Genomic DNA, 26625 nt, shown 5'->3' with positions numbered 1-26625 from the left:
TTTTAAACCGGTCGATTCCGACGGGTTTAAAAAATGAGAAAAAAGGAAAACAGCGGAAATTAAAAAGAAAAAAGGGGAAAGAAAATGTATTACAAATCAACCTATTCATCACCAGTCGGCATCATCACGCTGGCGTGCGATGGTCAAAATCTTGTCGGTTTATGGCTTGAAGGGCAAAAGTATCATGGCGGCAGCATTTCCGGTGAAATGACGGAAAAAGACGATCTTCCGGTATTCGTTGACGCGAAAAAATGGCTGGACCGGTATTTTGCCGGCGAAAATCCGGCGGTTTCGGAATTGCCGCTGGCGCCGGTCGGCAGCGAATTCCGTCAGGGCGTGTGGCGTATTTTGTGCGGCATTCCTTACGGCGAAGTGATTACGTACGGCGATATTGCCAAAAAAATGGCTGCTCAAATGAACCGGGAAAGCATGTCCGGGCAAGCGGTCGGCGGCGCTGTCGGACACAATCCGATCTCCATCATTATTCCATGCCACCGCGTGGTCGGATCAAACGGCAGCTTAACGGGTTACGCCGGCGGCGTCGATAAAAAAATTCAATTGCTTGAATTGGAAGGCGTCGACATGTCCCATTTGTCTGTTCCGGCGAAAGGAACCGCTCTTTAATTCTGTGTCATACGGCGCAGATAAATTAAAACACATACAATCGAGGTTCTTGTTATGATTTTTGTTTTGTTTGAAGTGGTCGTCAAAAAAAGCGGCATGGATGATTACCTGGCCGCTGCGGCCTGTTTGAGAAACGATCTCATCAAAAGCGAAGGGCTCATTCGGGCGGAGCGTTTTTCCAGTCTCACCCATGACGGAAAGCTGCTGAGTTTGTCTGTTTGGGAAAACGAAGAGGCTGTTGAAAAATGGCGCAATCAAACGGCGCACCGCATGAACCAGCAGCAAGGGCGAGATTCTCTTTTTGAAAGCTACACGATCACCGTCGCGTCGAAAATTCGACATTACGGCAGTTCCGGTGAACGTTTGGAGGCACCGAAAGACAGCAACGTTTTATTTGGATATTCTCTATAATGCCGCATCTATTATATATCTCTCAAAAAGAGCCGATACAACCGGGAAATTTATTTTTAACAGAACGGTCGACTTTATTAAAAATAAAAAAAAGAAATCCGAAATTATTTATAATATTTTAAATATACTTTTTTCTATCTTCCGGATTTCCTCCCTTTACGGCCGGGAAGTGCCGCTGCGCGTTGGGGCGCGTTTCGGGCAAGTTACTCATCTTTTTACGGAGGTATTAAAAAATGATTTCTAAAAAAACACGTCTTTCTGCAATCATCGGCGCCTTATTGGCTGCCGTTCTTTTGTTCGGTTCCCCCGCTTTGGCGGAAACAGATGCGGCATCTGCCGATGAAGGCACGATGTCTATGAAAACGCCGCTTTACTGGTGGGTTCTCGGCATCGTCGGAACCGTTATCACGGTTGTGGCTATGGGCGCTTACGTTTGGTATGACGTCCGCAATCCGGGCAAAATATAAAGGACAATCATTTGTTCAATTTCAAAATTCAAAACGGTCGGTTTTCGCCGGCTATTTCCTTTTTTCATGTCTTCTCATTCGGGATAAAATCCGATATAATTCTAATATTCTCTAAAAAACGGATCTACGGAGGTCAATTTATTGCAAACGCAAGAATCTAAAATTAAATGGTTCTGGTATGTTTTTATTATCGGTTCGGCATTTATTATTTTGTTTTCAGATGTATTGAGTGCTTTTTTCTGGGGAATGCTTGCGGAGCAATTCCAATTATCAAAACTGGCGACGTCCTGCGGCGCGCATATCACGACAATTATGATTTGGATTGTCGGATCATATCTTTTGCTGAATTTCATTCACAAAAAATTTAATTTTAATCTGTTCAAAGTTCAAACAGGTACGACGAAACGTGGCATTCTTCTTTGCATCATCCTGGTGGTTCTTGTAACGGTTTTCATGTTTGTGCTTTGGGGCGGGTTTAAGCCTTGGCTTGAATATCAAAGCGCCATCACAAGGTTGGGTGCTTACGGTTGGGTGGATTTTATCCTGCAAAACATTTATTATATTTTTGAAATGCTGGTTTGCCTCATCCTTGTGGCTTTTGGCCAAAAAGCCGGGGAAGCGGCGACCTCGCTTAATAAGATTCCCTGGGGCGGATTGCTGCTTGGAATTATATGGGGATTGCCGCATGCCCTTACCAAGGGCGATCTTACCGTGGGTCTTTCCAGCTTTGCCATCGGTATTATTTTGGGATTGCCTTACATTTTGCTCAATCGAAATGCCGGTCAAACTTGGGCGTTTATGGCGTTTATGTTTATACTTTAACCCGTCTTCGAAATTCAAATCAGCCGGTTTATACCGGCTTTTTCTTTTTTGATCACATCTCTCTGATTTGATTTTCTCTATTTATCGCTGTGCGAACTTCTAAATAAAATCAGGACATGATTTTATTATCTGATAGCAATTTTCAGGATGTTGTCGCATGAATTTAAAAATGAAATCCAACCAAAAACTCATTTCAATCGGCGTTCTCTTTGCTATTCTTTTATTGACGGCGCCGGTTTTCGCTCAGGAAAACGGTTCCAATCTTTCCGCTTCAGACAATTCGTCGGAAAGCAATGTTTTTGACCGGATTCCGGTCACAAATCCGAACCTTTTGAATGAATTGTTTCTGGAAAATGATACGGGTATGCTCGATGATGCATTTAAAATTTCGGGCGAAATTCCGCAAACCAAATCCGGCGAAGAAACTTACGACTGGGGAATGCAGCTGTTCAATGTTTCAAAAGACTTGGATCCCGTATCTTTAGAATATCATCTTTACGGAAACGGCGGACCTTTTTATTTCCAAAGAGTCAAAGGAGAAGGATATATTGAAATCGGCATTGATGTGAACAATTCGACGGATGCGGAATTGGACCAAATTATTCTCCTGTATGAGGAAGCCGGAAAAAAGAACAACGTTTCAAATGTGCCGTTGGTGTTTTTGGATTATCCGATCATCACATTGGCGATTGCTTACGGCGTCAATCAGGATCCCGCTGCCTTCAATAAATTACAAAAAGATCCGAATACGCTTCGTATTTCCGGAACCGTTCCCAAAAGTTTTGACCGGGAAAAGATGGATGCTCATTATTATTATGTTGGCCTTCACGACGTCATCAAAGAAGTCAAACGCAACGAATTTCCGGAACGCGACGCGACCGGATTTCAACGGTTTGACCATGAATATGAACGCGATCATGTGGTTGTTTACGTCAACACGGCATACAATGTGACGGACGCCGAATTGGATGAAATTGTCCGGGTGTACACGGTCCGGGGTGAATCTTATAACGTTTCAAACCTGCCGGTTGTGATTATTCGTTCCGGTTTTCCGATTCCGAGCGAGATCGCCAAAGAAGCGGAGGCTCAGAAAAATATTGACAATTATCCGGGCACCGATCCGGAAAAATTTGAAAATTTGAAGAGCAACGAGCATACGGTTCGGATTTCCGGAACCGTTCCCTCGATTGCGGCGGGTCGTGAATCTTATGAATGGCATCAGCAGCTTGAATTTGTTGAAACCGTCGTCCGCACGTTCGGACTCAATTATTCTGATTACCGCGTTCGGGATCGGATGGCGGCAGATTACAGAGTCGTCGGCGTTGATGAAAATGGTTTGGATGTGATTGACGTGGATAAGTATTTCATTGACGTTTACACGCAAATCGGCCGAAAAAACGGTATTGACAACTATCCGATCGTTGTTTTCGATGATATGTGGTATTCGCCGGATCCTGATCCGTATGAATATTTGAATGAAACGCCTGATAATCGCGACACAATTCTCGGGCTTGCTTTGGTCGCCCTCATTATTGTTGGATTTGCTGTTTACATTTGGTATGACGGCCGGAAAAAAGAATGAGAATGAATAAAATGAACTCGTCTCGAAAATAAAGCTGCAGTTTGGGTTTTACCGCCGCCGTCCGCGCGCATTACCCTTGCCCATCGGTTTGATAAAAATAAAAAAGAGAAAATATGAAAAAAGAAAACCCAAAGACCGAACCCATATCGGTCTTTGAACCGCGCGCTTAAGACGCGCTGCCGTTGGTTGAATTTGTCGTATTGGGAACGGTTGTATTGTTTGTGTTTGTCGAATTGTTGTCCGGAACATAAATCACACGGCCGTCTTCAAGTCGGTACGCCGTTCCGAGAACATCGCCGATACCGCCGCCGATTTGTTGTTCAGCGTTGATTTCCATAATTTCAATGCCCTGATCGGTTTTGGTGATGATTTGCATGTTGTCCTGGCCCGGATTCTTCACAATCGTGACGGAGTCTTCGGTCAGCAATTCCGAGATGCCGAACGACATCACCAATGCAACCAGCAAGGCGACCGAGAAAACCATGGCGACGTCAAAAACGTTGCCGACGCTGGCCATCGGATTCTCCACTTCGACCTTGGCGAATGTTGAACCGCGCCGTCCTCTTCTGGCCCGGCGGCTCACTCTTTCGCCTCCAAAACGTCGATGATGTAGTCGATGTCAATCATATCTTGCCAGTACCAGCGGGACCGGACGACGGTCAGACAGTAAGCGATGCCGGCAGAGAACAAACCGACGACGGTTGTCGCGAAAGCGATCACAAGGTTAGACGCGAGTTCGTCGATGTTGCCGGACGTGAGGCCGAGCAAAGCCGGACTGAGCGGAATAAGCGTTCCCATAAGGCCGAGCATCGGGCCGACGGTGGTGATGATTCTGGTTTTTTCCGTCCGCTTCACCATTTTGATTTCATAATCGTCGGCTAAACGTCCGACCGATAACAAATTGTCGTCTTTCACATAATCGGCGATGTTCTTTGAAAAGGAAACCACCATTTGGGATTGCCCATCCATGTTTTTCAACATGTCGGCGGTCTTTTCTTTGCCGTTGGGTTCTTTCAGCGTTTTTGACATCGTGTTTAAGGTTTTTTCAAAACCAACCGAATCCTTGTGCCGGCGGGTGTATTCCGTGATGTATTCGCCGGTCATCATTAAAATAACGACGACAAGCAGCATCAACAAAATCATGACCGGGTACAAAAGCGCGTTTGAAAAAATGTACATGATGTACGAAATCGCCGAACCAAAATCTGTTAAAAAATTAATCTCCATTCATAGTCACCTATACTTGTTTTTGAAATATTTTCTTAAAATTTGAAAACCCAAATAATCATTTAAAATAAAAAATGAGGTTCAGATCAAAAGTGAAATCCGGAAACCTTATTTTTAAAAAATTGATTCAATATTTTGAAAAATGAAGTCAAAACCTCCTTTAGGAGAGTTTTGTTTTCGATTGGTTTTTCTTGATGGAACTGTCCGCCGCCTTTGCGATCAAGGCGCCGAAGAGAATCAACAAAAAAGCAGCGGCAAGAGCGCCCATTTCGACCGTTCCAAACGGCGTCGGCGTGGCGGATTGACTTCCGCCTGCGCTGATGTAAGCCGGAATCATGGCGGCGGCCGCCAAGTAAAAGAGTCCGATGAAAACCATCACGGAGCCGAGAGTATCGGGCGTTCCGGAAATCGGAATGCCGAGGTAGCTTGAAATTTTGTTCAAATTTTTCATGAACAGCGTCGACACAATGATTGAAATCACAAAAACAATGCCGACGATGGCGCCGATGAGAACGCCGTCAATTGTGACCACGGTCGACAACGCCACACAAGAGACGAGGAGCGCCGCCATACAAACCGGGCACGGAAAAACGAGAATCAAAAATGTTTTTTTGGACACGTCGCAGCCGGCATTCCATTTTTTCATGGTGTAAATGCCGCCGAAAACCAAGAAGAGCGCCAATGTGATGTGAATGGCCGTTGCCAGCGATGAACTCATAAAAGAAGTGACGTCAATCGCGTCCATGAAATAGCCCGCCACAAGCGCAATCACAAAATACAGCGCGCAAAGACCGAAAACCACCGGCCATTTAACGCTTGAAAATCCGCAGCCTACACCGGTTTTCAGTCCGAATATAAATACACTGGACAGAATACCAACAACAATCAAAAATGCCATTGCTTCCATGAAGTAAAGTATAGGCGATGGAAATTATATAAAGAATCGTTTTTAGATTATATTTATTATCTTTTTGGATAATATTTGAAATTCAAAAAATATCCTTCCTTTTTGGAAGCGTCGGTGAAAAGTATTGCTGTAACGCGCGCGTCGGGTGGCGCAAGAAGAAATGATAATAAAAAAGAATCAAATAAAAAATAGAAAAAAGAAGGAAAATCCTTCTTTTTTAACTTTGTTTTAACTTTTGTCTTAAATTCCTTTTCTCCGGTAGCCGTAGAACACGGCGCCGATGATCAAAATCACCAAAGCGACCGCAATCATACTGGACGCCGAGAACGATGGATTTGCAATGAAATCCTTGACGGAATTGGCGGCGTTTTGAATGGACGTCGTCATTTCATATCCGGAAACCGGCGTTCCGGGTGTTCCCGGGGTGGTGCCGTCTGTTCCGTAGCCGCCGCCGACGTCTGATCCTTCTGAAGGCGTGTCGCCGGCGTTCGAGCCATCTGCCGTTGGTCCGCTTGAAACCGCCGCTGTTCCGAAACCGCCGCCGGAGGTGGTGGACGATGTCGGTTTAGATGTTTCCGACGGCTTATCACGTTCAGTTGCATCTTTCACAGCTTCCCAGTAGGCTTTTTCTTCATCCGGCGTCAATCCGAGAACGGACATTTGCCCGGCGATGAACTTGTCCAAGGACGGATTGCCGCAGCTGTGGTGGCAGCAAGCAACGCCGTGTTCAATGACGTCTTTCACATATGTTTCCATTAGCTGTTTCATTTGCTCGTCATTGGCGTCCCAGTAACCTGTTCTGGACGCTTCAATCATGCGCGCCGTCACGGACTGAAGCGCATACGGCGAAGTGCTTGACATCCAGTCCACCATGTCCGGATCGTTGGCGAATGCTTCAAACACCTTGTTCCACGTTTCCTGACCGATCAGTTCGCCGTTACTGGCAACGGACCACCCGTAAAAGTTTTCGATATATTCGGCTATCATCATCGCGCCGCTGTATCCGGCTTCTTTTTGACCTTGCATCCATTCCGGATTGAGCAGTCTCGCAGTGATGTCCTTCTGGATATATTCGGCGGCCGTATACACGATTTTGTCTCCATCCTTATAGTTGTGAATGTTGCTGGTGTCCGCAATATAGGTTTGAGGCATCTTCCATTGGTTTTTGTCTTTGATGTAATTTCCGTCCTTATCGTACATGGACGACGCCATATTCATAATGCCGAAGTATTGGAACACGTCGTCGTTGTCCAAGGAATCGTACAGGTTGCCGGCGCTGGCGAAAATCGACGCGTCGGTCCGTCCGAGAAGCGCTTGAAGCATTTTGGTAATCGCCTCGCTGCTTTCGCCCCAGTTATCTTCCGTGTACAGGTAACCCATTTTTGCCAAATACATGTCCGTGATCGCTTTCAAATCGTCCTGATAAGTCGGTGAATTCGGATCCAAGTTGCCGCTCGCGCTGACCAGGTTGCCGGTTCCGATTTCATAGTTTCCAAGCTCCTGCGCAAAAACCCTGGCTGTTGCCAATTTTTCGGCTTCTGATTGGGATAGTCCGGCTTTTTTGAGAATTTCAATCATGTCTTGAACGTTGATTTTGACATTGTTTGTGACGGAACTGCGGTCTGCGCCGTCTTCCAGATTCGCGACCGCTTTCACCGCCCGGTCAATGTACCGGAGCATGCTACCGTAACCGTCGCGCATACCGGCGGAGTTGTAAACAATATCCACACGTGGGCGGTCAACGGTGACGGTTTTTCCTTTTCCGTTCTTAAATGTCAATTTAAACATTTCATCATAATTCGAATCGCCTTGAACAACCGGTTTGGCGCCTGTGAAAACACCCTGTGCGTTCCAAGTCGGCTCACAGCCGAGCAAATAGAACAAACACGCTTCCAGCGTTCCTTCGTCCTGAATGAAATCCACACCAAAGCGCATGAAAGAAACCGTTTTCGGGAATTCGCCGTACTTTTGGTAGTAATCAATCAGAAGCTGCTCACCCATCGCTTGTCCGACGCGCCAGGCGGCCGGCGTTGAATAAGTGGACGGGTCAATGCCGTAGAAGTTGCGGCCGGTCGGCAAAACGTTCGGATTCAAAACCGGATCGTTTCCGGGAGACGGCGTAATGTATCCGGCGGAAAGCGCATTTTTCAGCGCGTTCATTTCGGACGGTCCGCAAGACTGAAGAGCGTTGCCGTAGTCGATGCGGTTGTTCGCGAGCATCATATATGTCATTTGGTCGTTGTACCAGGGACGAGCGGTTGTTGTCATTCCGATATCTTTGGCCAGTGCTTTTTCAACGTTTTCATATGTCATTGGGCCGGCACGAACATCTTCGATAAACTGAATCATTGCCTTTCGCATTTCAGCGTCATTCAAATAGTTGCCTTTCGTGTCTTGGCGCGATCCTTTTGTTGAGTCTTCCGTTGCTAATTTTGCCGGAACTTCAAAGTAGAAATAGAACTCAAAGAGATCGTCAACCATTTGGTCGTACATGCTTTTGGTCGTCTGTGTTGTTTCATCACCGATGAATGTGTTTTGCCACGCCCAAACAACATCTTCGGCTGTTGCATAATTGGTCATGTCTGAAATGGTGCCGGCCGGACCGAGCAGGAAGTAAATCATTTTATCTTCTTTCGCTTTGATTTGTTCCGGCGTTCCGGTTTCTTTGTTAAACACCGTTTGCAAATCTGTTCGAATTTGAGCGGCATTCGGCGTTGTTGTACCGTAATCCGTCATTTTTTCCACAAATTTCAAAACATCGTCTTCCGTATATTTGGAATTGACATCGTCGTCCGGAATCGCCGTTCCGTTCGGATAGGTCAAACCTTTGTTGGTGGTCGGAATGCTTTGGACGTCGTCAAAGTAGGTGTCCAGAAGAATATCGTCAAAGCCTTGCCGGCTCCACATGTTCCAAACCATCGGCGCGATTTGTTCTTCGTTGAACGTGCCGTAGGTGTGGGTGCCGTAAGACAAACTGTTTTCCTTAATGGATTCCACGAAACTGTGAAGTTGGTTTTCAAGGAAAATATCAAAAACGCCGTCTTTGTTGGACACCAAATAGTCCGTCACATCTTTGTCCGTCACTTTTTTGAGATCTGAGTCTTTCACTTTGCTGATGTCGCCATTGCGGTACTTATCTGCAGCAACTGTTTTCTTGTAGAGCGCAAACTGTTCGGGGAAAGCGTCGTTCCAGCCGAGTTTGTAGACGTCTTCGACAATGATTTGGCGGTAAGCGCCCAAAATTGCCGTATCGGTCATGCCGCTGGAGACTTGTTTTTGGTAACCGCGAATGGCTGTTTCCATATCGATGATATCGTCGTAGAGTCTCGTTTTGACCATTGGTGGCGTCAGGTGGGAAATAATCACGGCGTTGCCGCGGTATTCCGCCGTCAAACCTTCACCGACGTTAGCGACAATATATGGATAGATGTTCGGAATGTCCGGGAGCAAAACCGGTCCCCAGTCATGTGTTCTGTAAAGTCCGACGGACGTTCCGGGCAGCCATTCCTGTGTGCCGTGGGTTCCGAAGTGAACCACAGCGTCGGCTTTCCAGTCTTCACCGTTGTAAAATCCGGTTTCTCCGGAGCCCGTGCTGTCCGCTGTTCCGCGGTTGAGCCAGAAGTAAGTGGCGACGTACTGGTGCGTCGGCGGCAAGTCGCCGCTGTGGTAGGTTGCGGAATCTAAGGCTTTATCGCTGGCCAGTGCCCGGTTTGGTTCCGGCATGATACGGATGTTGCCGAGTTTGATCATTGGGACGACGACATAGTTGCGATCGGCGCCGCCGCCGACAATATTGTCTTTGTCGTTCCAAATCATACCGCCCCAAGCGGCGTCTGCCGCGGTATTTGCGGGAATCGGTCCGAAAGCCGCCGGCGTTCCCCACGTTTTGACCAGGTCGTTGTACAGTTTCTGATCCATCGTTCCGTTTCCACCCTCAGATTTCGGCGTGGTTTCATGTTCCAGCCATTTCAGATAGTCGCTGACCGGAATCAGTTCGCAGCCCCACCAGTCGTCCGGGTCGTTGCCGGCGTCAATGAAGTCAACGCGCTGCCGGACCATCGTGTCCAAAACGCCCGGCGCATAACCGGCGACGTTGATGCCTTGGGCGTAAATCAAGTTGATCAGGTTTTCTTCGTTGAGAATTAATTTTTCATCCGTGACGGTGTAATCAAACGCATATTTTCCGCCCGTTTCAATTGTCACAAGCGGAAGCTTATCGATTTTGACATTGTAGCCATCCGTCCGGAGTTCCCGGAAAATGCCTTGGTAATCCGGTTCAGTAATGGCAACCGTTGAACATCCGGCTGTCACGCGGTCTTTCGCACCGTCGCCGGCAAAGCTTCTCATGACGTTCAAATAATTGGCGCCGATTTCTTCTTTTCCGGGCGGATAGTTGTAGTACATGAAGACGACTTTTTTGTCGGCATTGGATGTGTTGTTGAGTTCCGCCCAGGCAATCGCGCGGTCGGTAATCCATTCTTTGTTTTCATCGTTGTAGCCAATGAAATCAATCATACCGTCCACGTTTGAGGGGGATGCCATCCAGGTAAATGTGCTGGCTGAAATTCCGGAATTGGCATCATAGCCGGTGGTTTCTCCCCATCCCGAACTGCCGACCACTTTAATAACCGGAACGTTCAGCTTCTCCAATTCATAGACGCCTTCTTGTTGGTTGCCGTAATTTAATGCCCAATTTTTCAGAGAAATTAAACAAGTGACATAACAGTCTCCGTTTGCATCAAGGAAGTATCCGGTCATATCATCATAAACGCCGTCGGCGTCACCGCCACCGACAATGACGTTGTAACCCTTTCCTTCAAGAATTTCAGTAAGCGTCTGCATTGGGCCGTAATAAACAGAAGAAAAGCCAAAAATTCCGATGAAAGGAGCACCATCCGTATATCTTCCGCTTTGATATTTATACCACGACATGTATTCTTCGGTCGTTTCGAAATACATTTTGGCAACCGGGTGGAAAATAAATCCACTGGGCAAAGTCAAATATGCAGTGGCGGTTGGTATACGCATTCCTTGAACAAACTCAGAACCGAATTGAGAAAAACACGAATAACTCGCGACCGTGTCTCCCCGCTTATTACTGAGCGGACTATCAAAATAAAATATAGAATTTAGGGGTATTTGTCGAATAAGATAAACATTATTCGAGTCTGGATAATTCAACTTAATAGCTATATCAGCATCAGAGCTGGAACTAAATTCACCATCAGGACTTGCAAAAACTAAAAACTGTGTACTGGATGTACTCGATACATATATATTGTTAAAGATTAAAATAATTCCTTTATCAGTCGCCATCTCAAAGAAACCTTCAAACTCTTCTAAGATTTCATTGTCAAAGAAACCATCCAATATGATAACGTCAACCGAATCAAGATCAATATTTTGAACCGCAATGTTTCGCGTTAAAGTTTCATTACTGTACCAATCATGATTGTAAAGGACTTTATTTGTTTCATCAAAAATAAAAGGGGAACCATCCGGCGTCGTACCGTATGAAACGGCTTGAATCTGGTCAAAATAATCTACATACATTGTTTTTCTGAAAACATCAACAAAAGAATTAAACCCCTCCACACCTGAATTACGTGAAGCTGAAGTTCCGCCGAAATCATAGCCGACATACAAAATGTTCATTTTATCTTGATCCGGAATGTTCTGCAATTCCGCTTTTTCAGGGGCGTATGTTTTGAGTAAATGGGTGGTAATTAAGTGAGTTAAGGTCCGGCCTTCCGCACGGAGGGGACCATTCGTAGATTCAAATCTCGCATTCCCTTCAGGATATCTCTTTTCCCCCTGTGTATCGAAAGTATGCGCATAGAATGGCAAACTGAGATAATAAACCAAATTTTCATCCGCTTGCGTGTAGAACAAATCGTCTGTACCGACTTCATCCGCTCGAATCTGAATAATTTTTAAATTGGTGTTTACTTCTTTTGCCACTTTTAAATCATCAAATATGGATGTCCCGTCACCACCCGGAAGTCCTTTGACAAAAACCATATCAAAAATAACAATATCTTGAGCAGAGAGATCGCCGGTGTCTGAAACAAATTCCAATAATTCGGGGCTGTAATTGTACCAGTCTTTTTCACCCGAATCTGTTGTATTGTAGCCGGAGATATAATTATAATTTATTTTATAATTGTCCGGCAGGCTGGACAAATGCCTTGGAATGATTGTTTCAATTGCTGAAAATGTATCCGGTGAATTAAATCCGACATAAGTAATGTTAACAGTCGAGTCATCGTCTGCTGCAGCCAAAGGCATCAAGAACAATAATGCTGTTAATAATATGGTAAAAATAAAACTTTTTGAAACCACACGTTTGTTCACTTTTCATTCCTCCATTTTTCAATTCCCTTGTAAAAATAGCTAACAAAATCCAAAAATTTTAAAAATTAAAATGCGGCAGCAATTGCTGCCGCAAACTAATGCATTGAGAACGCCATGTCCAAACACCTAAAATCAGATTGTTTTCACATGGCAGAATCAATATTTTAGTTAAAGTATCCGTCAATCAAAACCAAATATTGGCTCCAGGCTGCGGATTCTGCTGTTGCTCCTGAAAGTGTCAAACATTCATCAAACCATTCAGCATCATCAGACGCATTGGGAGTCAGAGCAAGCGTGTCTTTGTAGTCAAAGTAGCTCGGTGCCCAGGTTTGATTGTTGTAGCTTGCAAAAACAGATGCCGTGAATGTGGAGGAACCATTAAATTCGGCATCCATCGCATTTAAGTAGTTTGTATTGAGGCCGTTGTAGTAACTGGAGTAGAACATGTCACCGATGTACAGATCATAATCTTGTCCCATTACACTGCTGTCGTAGAATGATGCTGGGATGACGGTGGTATTCCAAGAATCAAAATCGCAGTACACGTGTGTGTAGTAGATACCGTTGTAGCTGAAGTTGTATGTGGAAACGCCGTGTTGCGTTGCTCCTGTGTAGAAGCCCATGCTTTTGCCGGAGTCCGGCAAGCCCGTTGTCCAGTTTGTACCGTTCCAGCTCCATCCAAGATACAAGATTTTGTACGGATTCGCTGCTGTGCCTTTTGCAGCAACTGTATTAGAACCGCCGGTAACCGGGTTAGCGCCGGTGCTGTTGTTGCCATTGCCTTGGTTGTTGTTGTTACCGCCTTGGTTGTTGTTGTTACCGCCTTGGTCATTGCCGTTTCCGGCCATTGCCATCGGGGCAACTGTTAAAACCAACATGGCCACAAGGGCAAGGATTAAAATTTTTGTTAATTTCATTTTAAAAATCTCCTTTGATTTTTTATTTAAGTTTCATTTACGTTTTCACGTCTCGATTCTTCGAAACCGTTCGAAAAAACGCCGCTCAGGTTGTCGGCCAATCAAAAACCGAATTCCAATTCCACCATGAGGCGGCGTGAAACAAAATCAAGGAGATATTTGTCTGAAAAATTATATTAATCAAATAATGATTGACAACTTGAAGAAAGGTTTATTAACTAAAAACCCGTTCTTTAAATTGCGTTCCAAGAGGAACTTTTTTCTGATTTGTATACAATTTAAGACAACTTTGTCCATCCTAAGATTTCGTTTCGGTCATGCGGGAACATGACCGGAATCCGTTTTTTATTTTGTGATTTTTCGGACGATTTCATGATTTTTGCCGCCCAACGGGTTTGAACCGTTTCGCTTTTCAGCGTTTTCATCTTGTAAAGCGGCGCTTGATATATTTTTGACTTATTTTTTTGATTGATTTTTATTTTATTAATTTTATTTTCGCATCCCCCGTTTTTCATTTTTCGACGGCTTCTGCTGCTTTGTTTTTATTTTGACCCGAATCTCGCCGGCGTTTTATTTTGGAGTTTGAATGTTGCTTGAGGGTCTATTGTCGGTTTTAAACAACGTCGAGGTCGTTTTTGATCTTGTCCGAGGGGTTTTTCGAGGAACGAGTCGGGATTTTAAACGGCCGGCGAAATTCGGTTAAAATAAGATTCGGGAATATTCTCGTGGTGGAATTCGACGCTCCAAAGGCGCGCGGGAAAAGAAAAAAGCAAAAGAGAAGTTTCGGCGGAAGAATTATATCCGAATATCCGATAAATTGAACTTGCCTCTTTACGCTGCAGGACATCTTTTCTCAAGCGTATTTGGGGTAAATGTCTCGGCCGCGTTGCACCGCGGCCGGGATTCCCGAATCTATTTTGATGAATGGTTTACCTTTTGACGGGTAAAGTTTGTTTTGTTTGTTGTTGTTTTTTCCTATTTCTGGGGTATCGTTTTTTTCTGAAACGGATGTCAGATTTGCCGCCCGACGGACTTAAACCGTCGTCTGATGCTTTTTGAAAAACAAAAAGCGGCACGGAGATTATACCCCGCAACAGGCGCAACGTCAATAATCGTGTTGAGGAAAAAAGAAAACTCAACCGGTTTTTAAATTTAAAAGAAATGACCCAAAGGTCTCTTATCACTCAACTAATACTGTCAAAAGTATATATATCTATTCAAATGGGAAATATGTGTTATCTTTTTGACTAACGTTCAATTGGTGTTCATTTTTTGTTAAAAAAAGTTTAATTTATAAAATTATGCTTTTTTATAAATCTAAATCAAGTATAATTGATAAATTTCCGTTAAAAAATACAACTCCTTGGAAAAGAACGAAAAATGAAAAAAGAAAGATGAAAGAAAAACAATCCAATTGAACTCTTTTCCTTTCATTTTTTCGTTGTCGATTTACATGTTTTTCTTTCTTTGGCCGTAGAATATAGCACCGACGGCCAAAATCACAAGCGCAATCGCGACAAAGCTGGAGGCCGAAAAAGTCGGATTTTCCATGAAGTCGCGAATGGCTGAGGCCGCTCCGTCCGCCGTCTTTTCAATCATTTGGTAGCCTTCCACGTTGCCGGATTTTTGTCCGAGGTCGGTGCCGTAACCGGCGCCGGCGTCTCCTTGGTCCGGGGTGTCGCTACTTTCGCCGCCCTCGCCGCCGGAATCGCCGCTGACAACAGCCGCCGTTCCAAAGCCACCGCCGCTTCCGCCGGAAGTTTTGGATCCGGGGGTGGGTTCAATCTCGCGTTCGGTGGCCAATTTCAATGTGTCCAAGAATTGCTTTTGCTTTTCTTCACTGACGCCGGCCACAGACATTTGTCCCGCGATGAACTGATCAAAGAACGGGTTGCCACAGGTGTGGTCACAGCAGGCGACGCCATGCTGGACGACGGAGTCAACATATTGGTTGATCAAATCGTTCAGAACGGCTGAATCGGCGTTCCAGTATTTGCCGTCTTCTTTGGTCGCCACTTGAAGCATACGGGCGACGGCAGATTGATAGCTGTACGCGTTGTTCGGATCATTTTTGAGCCATTCTTCGTTGTCTCCGGTCAAAAGCGCCTCATAAATGTCGTTCCACATTTTGTCTGTGATCAAGTCCGGATTTAATGCCGCCCAGCCCCACAGATTTTCAATGGCTTTGTCCATTTCGCGGGCGCCGGCATAACCGTGCTCACGCATACCTTCCTGCCATTTCGGGTTGAGCGGTCTTGAAATCAATTCGTTGCCCAAGTAATCCCCAAGTGTTGTCATCTCGGCGCCGCCGGCTCTTTGGAGGTTTGTAATGTACGAGTCCGGCTTTTTGCCGTCAGCTCTTGATTTTTCAACTGCCAAATTAAGGCCGCCCAAATATTGGTAGACGTCGTCGTTGTCAAGGACGCCGTAAAGCGGAGACGAACGGCTCATCACCGTCGCGTCGACTTTGCCCAAGTTGTCTTTGTAAAGCTGTTGGTTGTTTTCCGATCCCCAGCTGCCGAGACTGTTGTAGACGTATCCCATTCTGGAAATGAAGAAGTCCGCCAATTTGTTGTTGTCGTCCCAGGTGTTGGTTGAACCGATAGCTGTTTCCATGCCGACGCCGTAGGTATCGGCAGCCGGTCCGAAGACTCTGGAAAGCGATTGGTCTTTGGAATATCCCTTACTGATCAAAGCGTCCGTATTTTCTTTGATGTAATTGGTGCCGTCGAGCGTGTAAGTGAAACGAACGGCGCGGTCAAGCATCAAAACTTTGTCCGGGAAAGTGTCGCGGTAAAGACCGGAAATCTCAACGACAACGTCGATGCGTGGTCTTTGAACAACCGTTCCGTTGCTGAGCGTTACTTTTAAGTCGGCGGCCGGAATCGCTTCAAAGTTGGAAGCATCCACGATATTTGTGCTGCTCCATTTCGGTTTGACGCCTATCAAGTACATGATTTGCGCTTCCATCACACCTTCGTGACGAGTGGTTTCACCGGCCCAAAGAACAAAAGCAATGGATTTCGGCCACTCGCCATGCTCTTCGTAATATTTTCTCAGCAATTCGTCCGTGAGTTTGACGGCGACGTCCCAAGCCTCTTTGGACGGAACAAGCCGTTGGTCGATGGTTTGGAAGTTGCCGCCGGTCGGCATCACGTGCGGCCGGGAAACAGGGTCGCCGCCGACTTTGGACTCAATATATTTTCCATTGAGGGCGTTTAAAATTTGATCGATTTCTCGGTCATGCTTTGAGAATTCATTTTTATACTGAATTGCTTTTGTTAAGTCCGCCGTCAAGCTTGTTTTTTGTGCCGGTGTCAGCGTTGAATAAGTCGATAAAGCTTCTTCCGGCGTCTTACTATTGACAACGACGTCGGTTAAAATGGAATAGGCTTGGCTCTCCGTCAAACCGGCAGCAGTTGCGTTTTTGGAATATGATTCCGTGTCTGAAATATCCAGTTTATAATAGATCACTTCCACGGAGTCAGGTAAGGAAAGCGGCTTTCCCAAATAGTTTCCATATTCTCTGGCGCGGTTCAGTTCTTTGGTTAAAATGTATTTGTTGTCAGAAGAGATTGAAAGTCCGGCTGCAATACCTTTTGGCGACTCGCCATCCAAAACAGCCTGCTTCAGCAAACTGTAAGCTTGTGATTGACTCAAGCCGGCGTTCGTTACATTATTGACATAGTTGGCGCCCATCATGGAATAGACCATTTGTACCAACACATCTCCTTCCATCGGCTTTCCAAGGATGTGAAGTCCGTACGGCATGTAGCTTGATCTCAAATCTTCCAAAACGTCGTCCACTTTCTCCAACTCTTTCTCGAAATCCGCGTTGTCCATGCCGGTCAGTTGGGCTTTTGTTTTTCCGAGCCGGATGTCAATAGCAGTCGTGTTCAACAGAGTGATGATCGTTGCTTTCGTTTCATTTTTGGTGTCGCCGTCCTGGAGCGATTGGTAAGATTGAATCTTGCCGCTCAGTATGGCGTAATCGCCGTAGAGTTCGGCGTAAATGATTGCCGGCGTCATGTGGTCGACAAGAACCGCGTTTCCACGCCTCTTGGCTGTCATTCCTTCGCCGACGCCGTCCACAATGTACGGATAAATAATCGGCACGTGTCCGGCCATCACGGCCGGCCAGTCATATCTGGACAATGCCGTTTCTTTTCCGGGGAGCCATTCCTGCGTACCGTGGCGGCCCAGGTGAATAATGGCGTCCGCGTCAAATCCGAGTTCTTGCGGAGCGGATTGCAAATCATTCTTGTGTTGGAGCCACAGGTAAAAGGCGATATATTGGTGATTCGGCGGAATGTTGGTGTCGTGGTACATCACTTCAATGCTTTCGGCATTTCCGCGCGACGGCTGCGGCGTCAAAATGACGCGTCCGTCTCCGGTGCCGGATTCGTCGGTGACGTCGATGTACGGAATGATGATGTATTTGTCTTGGTACACCATGATGTTGCCGGGTGCCGTTCCCCAAAGGTCTTCCACTTCTTTCAGTTTGCTTTGGTACAGTTGTTCTTGAGCCGTTCTCTTTGAGGTTTGTTCCGCCGGGTCCAAACCGGCGATCGTCGCTTCAAACCAATCGCCCAAATAAACGTCGCGGAACCATTCCAAATAAAGGGTTTTGGAAATGAAAACAGCTTTTCCGTTATCATAAATATCGGTGTTTTCCGGAATGCTGACGTCGCCGACCAATTTTTTAAGTTCTCCGGGTGCCCAGCCGCCAACGTTAATTCCTTGAGCGAGCATGGACTGAATGAGGGCGTCGGCATCGGGTGCCTTTGACGTGTCAATGTTGTATCCGGCCGTTTCCATGCCTTTCAGCAGCTCGACGGTGCTGTTCGGAACATCCAAATAAGACGCGCCGATATTGGCTTTGCCGCCGCCGTGGTCATAGTAAACAACAGCGATATTTTTGTCGGCGTTGGCGGTTTGCTGAAGGTTAATTTGCGCGTTGATGCGGCTGACGAACCAATCGATTTGTTCATTCATTGGTTTTGTAACCGTGGCGCCGTCGATCACTTCAGTTGAAACAATTGCAATCGGGTCAATAAATCCTTGAAGTTCCTGGTTGACCAATTTCGTGGAACTGTTGCCGAGTGGATGGGTGGATGTTTCCCAGTCGGCGGCCGAGTCGACAATCAAAATGTTGAAAACCGGAATGTCCAAGTTTGTTTGGTTGAAACGGTGTTCTCCGATGTACCGGTAGTTCAAAACAATATCTGTTTCACCGGCGATGAAATAAGCGCCGCCGCTGTCGGCGGTGTCAAAGGATGTCGGCGATTCGCAATAAGCGGCGACGACGTTCACGCCCGTTTTCTCAAGTTCTTCAATGAGCTTGGCGATCGGTTCCATTTTGTCCGGGAAATAAGATTTGTAAAAGGCGATGGCGACGGTCGGTTTGGACGCATCGTAAGTGATGGGCTGTTCTTCTCCGTCCCATTTGACATCGTTTGTTTTGTACCAATTAATATAGTCTGTATAATTTGCTTCAAAAACGGAACCCATTGACATTTCCATATTCGGGTGATAAATGGCTTTGAGCGGCAATGTCACCGGTTCATTGGGCGCCGGCAAATCGTACCGGCCGTAAAAGTCGATTAAAATCATGTTGATCATTTGTTCCAGATTGGAATGGTCGTAAGGCGTGTTGGACCAATAGTCTGAAATTTTGGCTTGATATTTGTCGGCGTTGGCTGTCGTATCCGAAATTCCGGGGATGGATTTGCGTGCGTAAGTTCCGTAAGATGTTGTATAACGTGTAGAATTGTCGTCAAAAAGAGTAACTGTTGCACCTTTTTTTGTTTGGTTTTTAATGGCGGATTCCAAATCATTCCAAGTCGGTGTGGTTGAAACCATGTGAATGGTGATGACATCTGCGCCTTCAAGTGCCGCATCAATTTCGGCTTGGCTCATGCTCGGGACTTTTTTCGTCTCAATGGACACCAATTCCACATTTTGAGTAGTATAATCGGCGGCCAACTCCTGAATGATTTTGTTGTGGGTTTCATAACCGCTGATGATAACGACTTTTTTCGGAACGTTCAGCAAAGCCGGGTCCGCATTAATAACAGCAACTGTTTTTTTGGAAATGTAATTTCCGTTTTTGGCCGTCACGGTCACATCTGTTCTTCCGGCCGGCAGGTTCTCTTTATCAATTGAAAATGTGTAAGCACCATTTGATTTCTGGTCCGATGCTTTTGTTGATGAAACTTTTCCGTCTTTGTCGGTGTATGTTACTGTCACCGATTCGTCTCCCAATGCGGTGACCGTTATTTTGGATATCGTTCCTTCGGTTCTTTCAGAAACGTCGGCAATGACCGGCGATTGAAGCAGGATAATTTTTGTACTTGCCCGGGATTTGACAAGTCCGGCGGATGTTGTGTAGTTTGCAACGCCGGTAATGTTGTACATGCCGCCTGCTGTTGCATCGTTTGTATCTTCCGTGTCTTTCAGCTGAATAAACAAATCACGAATCGGGTCGCTTGCTGCGTCCGATTTTATGACGTTAATCTCTCCGTAATCCTGGATGTTTCCGGTGTCGGAATCCACCGATACCTCGGTTGTCGAGACATAATATGTCGACCCCATGATCCATCCGGCCAAAACCACATAATGTCCGGCGGAAACATTTGTCAGTTCAAAATTCGGACCGTCTGCAACGGCATTGCTTGTGGTGGCGGAAACAACTTTATAATTCGAGATATCTACGGTCGGCGGCTCTTTTAATAAAAGAACGGTTGAACCTGATCGCGGACCGCTTGTTGTTCTAACAGTTCCATTGACCGTATATGTACCGCCACCGGCTGCTGTCAAATCTTTAGTTGCATCATAAATGTCGTAATATGGTTCCAATTCCGTATTACTTGCCAGGCTTACTAATGAAAACTCCGGGACTGTAACAGCTCCGTCTTTAACTTCGATGCGGCGATATTGCACGTAATCCTTGCTCATAATCCAATCTCGGGCAATAATCAAATATTCGCCATTCGGAACATTCAAAAATTCATAGTTAATTGCGCTAGAGTTGCTGGTCGTCTTGGCAATCAGCGTGTATCCGTTCCATTCGCTGCTGCTGTCTGCCATGGCCGGCATCACCGGTATCATCGAAAGCAGTAAAAGAAGCAATACAAAAAATGTACCTATTTTTTTCATAGTTCTCACTTATTTTTTATGAATGTCATTTATAAATTAAAAAATATTAATAATCGGTTAAAATATCATTAATTTTAATCAATCCAATTTGTTTTTAACGGTCTTGACCTGCTTTTCTTCAATTTTGCAAATCAAATTAAGTTTCTTTAATCAGCGACAACGAATAAAAGGCTATTTTTTTGAATAACATATATCATCTATTAAGATAACAATTGAATAATATAGGTTGCCGCATTGTCTTTCATCGCCGCCGTTCGCGCGCGTTATCCCGGACGCCGGTCTTTGTCAAAATAAAAACAAAAAAGAAAACGGTCTTTAGAATCCAATAGAATCGCCGTCAAAAATCGCATAAAAAGGTTTATAAGCTATATTTGCCTCTATGGTCTGTTTTAAACTCAGACTTGACCTGAAAATCATTTTTTAAATCATTTTAATTAAAAACTGATTCTGATTATTTTTCAAGCGAGTCATAAAACAACTATGAATAATGAAAGTTTGACGCTGATCAAATCAGTATCGTCAGACTTGAAGGAGATTGATTTATATGGCAAAATTCGCTACAGATGCACCCGAAGAACTTCAAAAGATCGCTCTTGATGTTGTTGAAACCGCAAGAGACAGCGGCAAAATTAAAAAAGGCACCAACGAAGCCACAAAGACAATTGAGCGCGGCACCGCCAAACTCGTCGTCATTGCGAAGAACGTTGAACCGGCCGAAATCATTGCCCACCTCGGTCCTCTCTGTGAAGAGAAAGGGGCTTCCTACATTTTTGTTAACGAGCAAAAAGAGCTCGGCGCCGCATGCGGTCTTTCCGTCGGCTGCGCTGCCGTCGCGGTGACCGATGCCGGTAAAGCCGGCGAAATGTTGTCCGACCTCGCCTCCAAACTTGCCGCTCTCAAGAACTAATTCTATCAATAACTGATCAGGAGAGAAAAAATTATGGCAGACGAAAACAACTCAAACGGATTTCCGGCCGAAGTGATTGAAATCATCGGAAACACCGGTATGCATGGTGAGGCCAAGCAAATCCAATGCAAAATTTTGGAAGGCCGCGACAAAGGACGCGTCATCACAAGAAACTGTGTGGGACCCGTCAGACTCGGCGACATCTTGATGTTGATTGAAACATCTCGTGAAGCCAAGAAATTAACAATGAGATAACGGTGATTGCAATGGATCAGAAAAAATGCAGCTTTTGCGGAAAAATGATCGAACTCGGAACCGGACGTCTTTATGTTAAGAAAGATGGCTCTGCGTTTTACTTATGCTCCTCCAAGTGCCAGAACAATTTGGACCTCGGCAGACTTCCGAGAAAAACCATCTGGACCGAAAAAGGACGCGCTGAACAAAAGAGAAAGTAAGCAGGGATTATCATGGAACGCACTTACGTTATGATTAAACCCGACGGCGTTGCCCGCGGCCTCATGGGAGAAGTTCTCTCCCGCATTGAGAAAAAAGGTCTCAAAGTCGTGGCCATGAAATTGGCCGTGATGGAAGAAGCCAAAGCCAAAGAGCACTACGCCGAACACGCCGCACGCCCGTTTTTCCCGGGCCTTGTGTCTTTTATCACATCCGCTCCGTCTTTGTCCCTTGTGGTCGAAGGCCGCGATTCGATTAAGATCATGCGCGCGATCAACGGCGCCACCAAACCGGCCGAAGCCGCACTTGGTACCATCCGCGGCGATTTCGCCATGGACACCGGCCGCAACATTGTCCACGCCTCCGACTCTTTGGAAGCTGCCGAACGCGAAATTAAAATCCACTTCGGCAACGACAAAATCTTGGAATACAAGCGCTCGGACGATGCTTACTTGTACGAGTAATCTTTACTCAAAAATAAAAATAATACAAAAATAATCGGCCGGAATTTTTCCGGCTTCGTTTCTTTTTTTTGATGACCGCTCGTGAGCTTTCATGCTTTGTTTTTGACGGTCTCTCTTTTTCGAGCGGCGTCAAAACAGAAAAACGAGTCAATCATTGAGGAAACATATTTTTATAATGGCGTTCATATTTGGTTGTATCCATTTCATTTATTCCCTTTTATAATTCATTTTATTATTGTCATTATTTTCATACTTTCATATTTTATATTTTGATGGGTGATTTTTATGAGCGAGAACGAGAAAAACAATCTCAGAACACCGATTGTTTGTGTGATGGGACACGTCGATCACGGAAAAACGACGCTGCTTGACCAAATTCGGGGAACGGCGATTGTGAAAGGAGAGGCGGGTGCGATTACGCAGCACATCGGCGCGACGGAAGTGCCGATTGACGTGATTGTCGAACGGTGCGGCGACAAACGCTTGCGCGACAAATTTATTGTTCCCGGATTATTGTTTATTGACACACCGGGGCACCACGCGTTTACGACCTTGCGCAGCCGCGGCGGTTCTTTGGCCGATTTGGCGGTTGTGGTCGTTGACATCAACGAAGGCTTCAAGCCGCAGACGATTGAAAGTTTAAACATTTTGAAACGGTTCAAAACGCCGTTCATCGTCGTCACCAACAAAATCGACAAACTCTACGGCTGGAAATCCCACAAGGGTGAATCCTTTTTATCGACTTACAAAAAACAAACACCGGAAACCCAAGCTCTTTTTGAATCCAAATTCTACGAAGTCGTCGGCCGTCTTTATGAACAAGGTTTCAGCGCCGACCGCTACGACCGGGTCACCGATTTCCAAAAAACGCTCGGCGTCGTTCCGATCAGCGGCCTGACCGGCGAAGGCGTCTCGGACGTTCTTATGGTTTTGTTGGGCCTGGCGCAGCGGTTCTTAGAATCGTCGCTGCACTACGACGTCAACGGTCCCGGCGTCGGCACGGTTCTCGAAGTCAAAGAAGAAAAAGGTCTCGGAATTACGATTGACGTGATTTTGTACGACGGAACGCTCAAAAAAGGTGACACGATCGTCGTCGGCCGCTTGGGCGAACCCATTGAAACCAAGATCCGCGCCCTTTTAAAACCGCGCGAGCTCAGTGAAATCCGGTACGAAAGCAAATTCAAACAAGTGCCCAAAGCCGTTGCGGCTTGCGGTGTTAAGATTTCGGCGCCGGGCATCGAAGAAGCGCTGGCCGGGTCCCCGGTAATTCTGGCGACGCCGGAAACGCTTGAGGCGGTTCTTGAAAAAGTGAAAAAGGAAATTGACGACGTTCAAATTCAAACCGATTCGGACGGCGTGATGATTAAAGCCGATACGCTCGGTTCTTTGGAAGCCATGGTTCACGAATTCCGAAAAGCGGACATCAAAATCCGCAAAGCGGAAGTCGGCGACGTATCCAAACGCGATATTATGGAAGCGTCGACGATCGGCGACCCGATGCACTCCGTTATTTTGGCGTTCAATGTCAAAACAACGCCGGACGCATTTGAACTTTTAGATACGATGCCGGATGTCCATGTTTTCACCAACGACGTGATTTACCGGATTTTAGACGATTATAAAGAATTCGTCAAAATGCAGGAAGAAGAGCTTGAAAAGCTGCGTTCCGACACACTTATCAAACCCGGCCAGTTTAAAATTTTACCGGGCTGCGTGTTCCGGCAAAGCAAACCGGCTGTCGTCGGCGTCCGTATTTTGGGCGGCGTTGTGAAAAACAACACCGATGTGATGCTGCCGGACGGCACCGTTGTCGGGACCGTCAAAGGCATTGAAAACAACGGCAAGAAGATTCCGAAAGCCACCGTCGGCATGGAAGTCGCGATGGCGCTGGACGGTGCCACCGTCGGCCGTCAAATCAAAGAAGAAGACATCTTGTACGTTCACATTCCGGAGCAGGACTCCAAAGTGCTGGAATTTGAAATTTTTGACACGCTGTCCAATGATGAAAAAGAAACGCTTGAAAAATATTTGGCGATCCGCCGGAAAGACAAGCCGTTTTGGGGAAAATGATTTCATTTTCCCATTCTCTTTTTATTTTTTTGCGGGCGGCATGCGCGCGCATAACGGCGACCATTTTTGCAGACCACATTCAAAAACCATGGGCGATTTTTTTCCAACTTTTCATTTAAATACGGCGTTCACGAATAAGATTTATAAACTATAACGGGTTTTATGGTAGCCTTACACGATGACGGACTAAAAGTTACTCGAAAAAACGAAACGATTAAAATTAACGGCGGCGGCCTACGCACCTATACTTTTTAATTCAAATTCTAACTCATCAGGAGAATATTTATGGCAATTAAAATGGTCCTTGCTGACCCGAGATCCGGTAAATCATACAAAATTGATTTTGACGCAACAAAAGAAAAAGCAATTGTCGGAAAGACAATCGGTACCGAAATGGATGCCCTCTTCGTCGGCCTTCCGGGCTACAAATTAAAAATCACCGGCGGCTGCGACAAAAGCGGCTTCGTGATGCGCGCCGACCTTCCGGGCCCGGCCAAGAGAAGAATTTTGGACGCCACCGGCGTCGGTTTTGCACCGAAAATCAACGGTCAAAGAAGAAGAAAATTCATCCGCGGCAACGAAATCTCCAACGAAATCATCCAAGTCAACGCAAAATTGACTGTTTTCGGCGATGCCACCGTTGAAAAGCTCCTCGGTCTCGAACCCGAAGAAGCACCGGCAGAAGTTGCAGCTGCAGAAGAGTAAGTTCTTTACTCTTTTGACTTCTCTTTTTTTGTTTTTTCTCATTTCTTAACTTCTTTTCGTTTTTCAGTTTTTATTCATTTTCATATTTATGATGTTTTAGTTTTTATCGGTTCTGCCGTGCCAAATTTTAGATCGTTTTTTCATTTAAGTTGCCGGTCGATGTTATTATCTATTTTTTTGATAATTTTATTTAATCTCATTTAAATTTAGATAATTAAATTTATTTTTCAACATCGTGCGATAATTTATCTATAATTTATCTAACTTTTAATCATATTTCCAACATCATTCTATACTTTATATGAATCATTTATTTTAAGACATAATTTGGTTTGCATCTTGTTCCACTATTTACGATTAAATTTGAGCGGCGCAACGAACTCAACAAATTTTTGATCTTATTCTTTTTTTGAGTTTCATTATAGATTTCAGGAAGCTTTTCAAAAAGAAGGTTGTTAATTTCAATTTTTGTTGCAGATCCATATTGATTCAAATAGTTCAAAATTAAATTTTCATAGTATGTGTCATCGAAACCGCGTTGTCGAACATGTTGTGCTTTCAAATCAATATTTTTGGATTTTGAAATAATTTCTGATGATATGTAATAGTTTGGTTTTCGCCCGCTGATTAAATTTAATTTTCGCAAATGACGAGCTTCCATGTCGCTGATTATTTTTTTCTTTTGGACTTTATCCAGTATTATAATGTCTTCTAGACTCAAATTTAAATTGGTCAATAGGGCTTTAACAAATTCTTCATCCAATATTTTACCTGTAATAGTCACTCGAACTTTATTTTTACTTAATTCATATTCCGGCATTGGGAAATAGCGTTGACGTTGGAACTCAAACATTTTCCGTATTCCGCCGCCAACTGTTTCGACCATGTTCAAATTCAGCATGGCGGTTGCTAAAAATTGATTTCGATAGCATTCTTCCGGTGAATTTTCTTTGACGGCGTTTTCCACAGATCCCGGAATAAAATCGCCGTAATTTGAAAATATTAATTTTCCGTCTTCAAATTCAACCACATTGATTCGGGCGCCTTTTTGATAATCTTGGTGTGCAATGCAATTGTTTAAAGCCTCTCGAATCACAAAGGGTTCATAAGTTAACAATTCTTCCGGAAAAATGGTGTCGCCGGTCATACGTTGATATTTCACGTTTCTGATTTTTGAATAGGTCTTCTCAGCTGACAGTAAAAACGGTATTGAAAAGATTTCATAATCTTTTTCTCTGTTTTCAGCATCTTTTAAAATCCAACGAATTTTAACATCAGCCGGACTTAAATAATAATCCGATTCCTCATTCCCGAGAAGGATTAAAGCGGCCCGAGTTATTTTTCCTTTGACGGTTACTTTAGCTTTGTTCAAAAAAGTCGCGTCATCCCACGAATCTACTTCTTCTGCAATTTTTGGATATCGAATTTTGTAATTTTCCCGGGCTTTTGATATGGCTTTTGGATCCAAATCTTCCAATGTTGCTTCCGGAACAATGCCGGCGCTCCAATCCGGCATTATTTGTGCGCGTATTTTTTCTAACTCCGACAGGCTTAGGG

19 protein-coding genes are annotated in these 26625 nt (G+C 45.1%); 11 read left to right on the top strand and 8 right to left on the bottom strand.

The annotated features are described in order from the left end of the window. Positions 1–84 precede the first annotated feature (84 nt). From MsAg5_RS08190 to MsAg5_RS08170, 5 genes are all read left to right on the top strand, one after another. Complete coding sequence (locus MsAg5_RS08190; protein WP_338100137.1) at positions 85–624, top strand: methylated-DNA--[protein]-cysteine S-methyltransferase; 540 nt, start codon at positions 85–87, stop codon at positions 622–624. 54 nt (positions 625–678) lie between these two features. Then, positions 679–1035 carry an antibiotic biosynthesis monooxygenase family protein gene (locus tag MsAg5_RS08185; RefSeq protein ID WP_338100136.1) on the top strand — a complete coding sequence of 119 codons (357 nt, stop codon included), beginning with the start codon at positions 679–681 and terminating at the stop codon, positions 1033–1035. Positions 1036–1268: 233 nt separating this feature from the next. Beyond that, positions 1269–1502, top strand: a complete 234-nt coding sequence (locus MsAg5_RS08180) for a hypothetical protein (protein WP_338100135.1) — start codon at positions 1269–1271, stop codon at positions 1500–1502. Positions 1503–1643: 141 nt separating this feature from the next. Next, on the top strand, positions 1644–2324 hold the full coding sequence (locus tag MsAg5_RS08175; protein ID WP_338100134.1) for a hypothetical protein: 681 nt from the start codon (positions 1644–1646) through the stop codon (positions 2322–2324). Positions 2325–2481: 157 nt separating this feature from the next. After that, positions 2482–3906: a hypothetical protein gene (locus MsAg5_RS08170; RefSeq protein WP_338100133.1), complete on the top strand. Its 1425-nt coding sequence runs from the start codon at positions 2482–2484 to the stop codon at positions 3904–3906. Positions 3907–4072: 166 nt separating this feature from the next. On the opposite strand, the gene MsAg5_RS08165 is transcribed toward MsAg5_RS08170, so the two are convergent. The 7 genes from MsAg5_RS08165 to MsAg5_RS08135 form a co-directional block, all read right to left on the bottom strand. Next, positions 4073–4489: a DUF2149 domain-containing protein gene (locus MsAg5_RS08165; RefSeq protein ID WP_420847004.1), complete on the bottom strand. Its 417-nt coding sequence runs from the start codon at positions 4487–4489 to the stop codon at positions 4073–4075. Continuing rightward, positions 4486–5133, bottom strand: coding sequence for a MotA/TolQ/ExbB proton channel family protein (locus MsAg5_RS08160; protein WP_338100132.1), 648 nt, complete (start codon positions 5131–5133; stop codon positions 4486–4488). Before MsAg5_RS08160 ends, MsAg5_RS08165 begins: the two co-directional genes overlap by 4 nt. A gap of 160 nt (positions 5134–5293) precedes the next feature. After that, positions 5294–6040, bottom strand: coding sequence for a DUF2162 domain-containing protein (locus tag MsAg5_RS08155; RefSeq protein WP_338100131.1), 747 nt, complete (start codon positions 6038–6040; stop codon positions 5294–5296). A gap of 240 nt (positions 6041–6280) precedes the next feature. Further along, a complete protein-coding gene (locus MsAg5_RS08150; RefSeq protein ID WP_338100175.1) occupies positions 6281–12328 on the bottom strand; it encodes a cobaltochelatase subunit CobN in 6048 nt (2015 codons plus the stop codon). A 230-nt stretch (positions 12329–12558) separates the two neighbouring features. Then, entirely contained in the window at positions 12559–13311 is a 753-nt protein-coding gene (locus MsAg5_RS08145; RefSeq protein ID WP_338100130.1) for a hypothetical protein, read from the bottom strand. A gap of 278 nt (positions 13312–13589) precedes the next feature. After that, on the bottom strand, positions 13590–13736 hold the full coding sequence (locus MsAg5_RS08140) for a hypothetical protein (protein WP_338100129.1): 147 nt from the start codon (positions 13734–13736) through the stop codon (positions 13590–13592). Between the two features lie 1024 nt (positions 13737–14760). After that, positions 14761–20400 (bottom strand): cobaltochelatase subunit CobN, encoded by a 5640-nt coding sequence (locus MsAg5_RS08135; RefSeq protein WP_338100128.1) that lies wholly within the window; start codon positions 20398–20400, stop codon positions 14761–14763. A 604-nt stretch (positions 20401–21004) separates the two neighbouring features. Between MsAg5_RS08135 and rpl7ae the strand changes: the two genes are divergently transcribed. The 6 genes from rpl7ae to MsAg5_RS08105 all read left to right on the top strand — a co-directional run bounded on the left by rpl7ae (position 21005) and on the right by MsAg5_RS08105 (position 25068). Then, entirely contained in the window at positions 21005–21376 is a 372-nt protein-coding gene (rpl7ae, locus tag MsAg5_RS08130) for a 50S ribosomal protein L7Ae (protein ID WP_338100127.1), read from the top strand. Between the two features lie 33 nt (positions 21377–21409). Beyond that, entirely contained in the window at positions 21410–21631 is a 222-nt protein-coding gene (locus tag MsAg5_RS08125) for a 30S ribosomal protein S28e (protein ID WP_338100126.1), read from the top strand. Positions 21632–21642: 11 nt separating this feature from the next. Next, positions 21643–21831, top strand: a complete 189-nt coding sequence (locus tag MsAg5_RS08120; protein WP_338100125.1) for a 50S ribosomal protein L24e — start codon at positions 21643–21645, stop codon at positions 21829–21831. A 12-nt stretch (positions 21832–21843) separates the two neighbouring features. Next, positions 21844–22293 (top strand): nucleoside-diphosphate kinase, encoded by a 450-nt coding sequence (gene ndk / locus MsAg5_RS08115; RefSeq protein ID WP_338100124.1) that lies wholly within the window; start codon positions 21844–21846, stop codon positions 22291–22293. 285 nt (positions 22294–22578) lie between these two features. After that, positions 22579–24363, top strand: coding sequence for a translation initiation factor IF-2 (gene infB / locus MsAg5_RS08110; protein WP_338100123.1), 1785 nt, complete (start codon positions 22579–22581; stop codon positions 24361–24363). Positions 24364–24648: 285 nt separating this feature from the next. Then, positions 24649–25068 carry a 30S ribosomal protein S6e gene (locus MsAg5_RS08105; protein WP_338100122.1) on the top strand — a complete coding sequence of 140 codons (420 nt, stop codon included), beginning with the start codon at positions 24649–24651 and terminating at the stop codon, positions 25066–25068. A gap of 310 nt (positions 25069–25378) precedes the next feature. Here MsAg5_RS08105 and MsAg5_RS08100 read toward each other — a convergent pair whose 3' ends face one another. After that, positions 25379–26545 (bottom strand): ATP-binding protein, encoded by a 1167-nt coding sequence (locus MsAg5_RS08100; RefSeq protein ID WP_338100121.1) that lies wholly within the window; start codon positions 26543–26545, stop codon positions 25379–25381. Positions 26546–26625 lie beyond the last annotated feature (80 nt).

Source organism: Methanolapillus africanus (assembly GCF_032714475.1).
GTDB lineage: Archaea > Halobacteriota > Methanosarcinia > Methanosarcinales > Methanosarcinaceae > Methanolapillus > Methanolapillus africanus.
The sequence above is the reverse complement of the archived record's forward strand: the minus strand, read 5'-3'. Positions and strand labels throughout refer to the sequence as shown.

Excerpts from the sequence above, each read along its gene's own strand:
- MsAg5_RS08190 (WP_338100137.1), top strand. The coding sequence starts at position 85 with ATGTATTACAAATCAACCTATTCATCACCAGTCGGCATCATCACGCTG.
- MsAg5_RS08185 (WP_338100136.1), top strand. The coding sequence starts at position 679 with ATGATTTTTGTTTTGTTTGAAGTGGTCGTCAAAAAAAGCGGCATGGAT.
- MsAg5_RS08180 (WP_338100135.1), top strand. The coding sequence starts at position 1,269 with ATGATTTCTAAAAAAACACGTCTTTCTGCAATCATCGGCGCCTTATTG.
- MsAg5_RS08170 (WP_338100133.1), top strand. The coding sequence starts at position 2,482 with ATGAATTTAAAAATGAAATCCAACCAAAAACTCATTTCAATCGGCGTT.
- MsAg5_RS08160 (WP_338100132.1), bottom strand. The coding sequence starts at position 5,133 with ATGGAGATTAATTTTTTAACAGATTTTGGTTCGGCGATTTCGTACATC.
- MsAg5_RS08155 (WP_338100131.1), bottom strand. The coding sequence starts at position 6,040 with ATGGAAGCAATGGCATTTTTGATTGTTGTTGGTATTCTGTCCAGTGTA.
- MsAg5_RS08150 (WP_338100175.1), bottom strand. The coding sequence starts at position 12,328 with ATGCCTTTGGCTGCAGCAGACGATGACTCGACTGTTAACATTACTTAT.
- MsAg5_RS08145 (WP_338100130.1), bottom strand. The coding sequence starts at position 13,311 with ATGAAATTAACAAAAATTTTAATCCTTGCCCTTGTGGCCATGTTGGTT.
- MsAg5_RS08140 (WP_338100129.1), bottom strand. The coding sequence starts at position 13,736 with ATGAAAACGCTGAAAAGCGAAACGGTTCAAACCCGTTGGGCGGCAAAA.
- MsAg5_RS08135 (WP_338100128.1), bottom strand. The coding sequence starts at position 20,400 with ATGGCAGACAGCAGCAGCGAATGGAACGGATACACGCTGATTGCCAAG.
- MsAg5_RS08125 (WP_338100126.1), top strand. The coding sequence starts at position 21,410 with ATGGCAGACGAAAACAACTCAAACGGATTTCCGGCCGAAGTGATTGAA.
- MsAg5_RS08120 (WP_338100125.1), top strand. The coding sequence starts at position 21,643 with ATGGATCAGAAAAAATGCAGCTTTTGCGGAAAAATGATCGAACTCGGA.
- ndk (WP_338100124.1), top strand. The coding sequence starts at position 21,844 with ATGGAACGCACTTACGTTATGATTAAACCCGACGGCGTTGCCCGCGGC.
- infB (WP_338100123.1), top strand. The coding sequence starts at position 22,579 with ATGAGCGAGAACGAGAAAAACAATCTCAGAACACCGATTGTTTGTGTG.
- MsAg5_RS08105 (WP_338100122.1), top strand. The coding sequence starts at position 24,649 with ATGGCAATTAAAATGGTCCTTGCTGACCCGAGATCCGGTAAATCATAC.